At 73.0% G+C, this 2,747-nt stretch carries 1 protein-coding gene and 1 pseudogene; both read right to left on the bottom strand.

Going from position 1 to position 2,747, the window contains the following annotated elements; genetic code table 11:
- Positions 1 to 154: 154 nt before the first annotated feature.
- Positions 155 to 478, bottom strand: a pseudogene (locus GTR00_RS18405) (integrase core domain-containing protein); the annotation flags it as partial.
- 84 nt (positions 479 to 562) lie between these two features.
- Entirely contained in the window at positions 563 to 1,444 is an 882-nt protein-coding gene (locus GTR00_RS18400; RefSeq protein WP_166613021.1) for an SDR family oxidoreductase, read from the bottom strand.
- Positions 1,445 to 2,747: the final 1,303 nt, after the last annotated feature.

Genomic DNA, 2,747 nt, shown 5'->3' with positions numbered 1-2,747 from the left:
CCAAGCACGGTAGGTCCTCGCGGCGACCTGGAGCCCCTGCTCGGTGAGCACGGCGCAGATCGACTCGACCGCGAAGCCCTTGACTCTCATCTCGTCGACGAAGCGGACGATCAGTGCTGGCGCGGGTTGAAGCGTCACGGCTTCTCTGCCGTCTTCATGTGGGACACGACTGCGGGACGGAGTTGCTGAGGGCAGCGTAGTGGGCGGCCTCAGCCTCCGTTGGTGGGCGGTAGCCCAGCCGGGAGTGCAGCCGGGCGTTGTTCCACCACTCCATCCAGGTCGCCGTGGCGTACTCCACGTCGGACAGCGTCTTCAACGGCCCGGCGTGGAAGGGACCGAGACGGATGCACTCGGTCTTGTAGAGGCCGATCATCGTCTCCATCAGCGCGTTGTCGTAGGCGTCGCCAACCGAACCGATCGACGCGGCGAAACCCTCAATGGCCAGGTGCTCGGTCAGCCTCAAGCTCTTGTATTGGGCCGGTTCAACCGGTGAGGCCCACAGGGGTCGACCGTCGGGCCGGCGCCGCTGGACCGCGGTGCTCGGGCGGCGCCGGCGTGCGGGTCAGGAGGTGTAGTACCCGGCCCGGAGGTCCTCGAGAAGGGTCGGGCCGGCCGGTTCCCACCCCAGCAGCTGCCGGGTCGCCGCGCTGGAGGCGGGCTGGTCGCCGCCGAGCAGCGCGCCGAAGACGCCCAGCTGCTGCGGGTCGACGGCTGCAGCGCTCAGGCCGGTCCGCGCCGCGATGACGTCGGCGACCTCGCGCATGGCCACGCCCTCCTCGCCGACGGCGTGCAGCACGGATCCCGCGGGTGCCTGCTCCACGGCGAGGCGGAAGAGATGTCCTGCGTCGCTGATGTGCACCGCCGGCCAGCGGTTCTGGCCGTCTCCCACGTAGGCGGCCGTTCCCAGCTGCCGGTCCAGGCCGACGAGCATCGCGATCAGCCCGTTGCGGTCGCCGGCGCCGTGCACGGAGCGGGGCATCCGCACCAGGGCCGAGCGGATGCCCCGTCCCGACAGGGCCAGGGCCGCCGAGGCGGTCCGGGCGCGGGGGCCCGCGGGCCCGGCGGGATCGAGCACGTCGTCCTCGGTGGCGACCTGACCGAGCAGGATCGGGGTGCCCGAGGCCGCGATGACGGCCTTGCCCGTGCCCTCCAGTGCGGAGCCGATGCCCTCGATGAGCTTCACCTCGTTCTCGACCGTCTCCTCGAACGCGGCGAAATCGAGCGTGAAGGCCAGGTGCGCCATCGCGTCGGCCTCGCTCGCCTGGGAGACGATGAGGTCGTGGTCCTGCATGTCGCCGCGGACCGCGCGGGCGCCGGCGGCGGTGATCTTGTCCGCAGAGGCCTGCGAGCGGGCCAGGCCGACGACCTCGTGACCGGCCGTGAGAAGTTCGCGCGTCAGGGCCGTTCCGATCCAGCCGGAGGCGCCGGTGATGAACACGCGCATGGTGGTTCCCCATTTCCGTGGAGTGCTCGTCGCGCGGCGATCACCACGCTGGACGACCTCGTCATGCGACTTGGTTACATCACAGTACAGGTGATGTTACCAAGTCGCATGACCTGTACGGTGATGGTGATGGACCAGGGCGGACCACGACCGCGTCCGCCCGCTGCGTGCACCGGCGTCCTGCCGCGGAGCCTCGACGAAGCCCACCAGCGCCTCGGGCGGCGCCGACCGCCGGCCGGGACCACCCTCGCCGGATCACCGCCCCGCTGGGCTCGACGCCGCACCTCCTCGCTCGGGGCGGCGCACCAGGTGGCGGCTGTGGTCGGGCAGGCCGACGGCGTGGGCGGGCCGGGAGGAAAAGCGGTCCCCCCGGCGTCGCAACGGTGGGCCGGAGGACTTCCATGGCCGCGGCGAAGGCGGCGCCCGAAACCGCGTCACCGGAGTGGGCAGCCGAGGGCCGAAGGTCCTCAGCTCCTGCGCCCGCGCGACGAAGGAGCGCACCAGGCGCTCCGCGACGCAGAAGGCGTCGGTGCGGTCCTGGCCGACGGCCGACGGCCGACGGCCGACGCCCCGGCCAGCACCCACGCGCCGCTCAGCGCCAGCGTCATGCTTATGCCGCCGAGCGGGAAGCGGTCCGCGGGATGGGGGAGGCATGATGAGAGCACGACCTCGATCGGCAACTGGTGCAACCACCTGTTCCGGGGTGAAAGGGATCGACGCGGCCCGGTGCCGACCGCGGGTGACGCAGGCCGCGCGGCGGAGGGCGCAGCGCCTCAGGTGGTGCGGTGGTCGCCGAGGACGCGCAGGTGCCCCGGCTGGCGGCGCTGGTGCAGCAGGTCGCGGTGCGCCAGCAGCGCTTCGGGTGGGCCGTGGCGCACGCGCTCGGCGTCGACCCCACCCGCCTGGAGGTTGTTTGCCCCAGCTCATCGCTCACGACCCCAGCACCCCACCCAGGTAGCCGGGGCCGTGGGGATGTCCACGGCTGCGACGACGCAGACCCTCATTCGCCTGGACGGCGGCGGGCGCCGGCAGCGCCCCCGGCACGCCGGGGGCCGGCGCACGGTCGTCTCTACGCCCGAGCGGCCGGTGGCCGGCGCCGAGCGCCGCTTCACCCCTCATCGCCTCCACCGCGGAACTGCTCAGCACCGCCACCACCGAGGACCTGGCGAAGCTCGCGTGGTTTCCACGGTCCGGGGCCGACCTGCGCGGCGCAGCGGAACGCGATTCGCGCGACCCGGGTGCGCGCGAATCGCGCCCGGGGCGGGGGCGGGTGCGCGCCTCGGGTCGTGGGAGCTGGACCGGG

The sequence above is a fragment of the Kineococcus indalonis genome (assembly GCF_009906395.1).
Taxonomy (GTDB): Bacteria; Actinomycetota; Actinomycetes; order Actinomycetales; family Kineococcaceae; genus Kineococcus; species Kineococcus indalonis.
The sequence above is the reverse complement of the archived record's forward strand: the minus strand, read 5'-3'. Positions and strand labels throughout refer to the sequence as shown.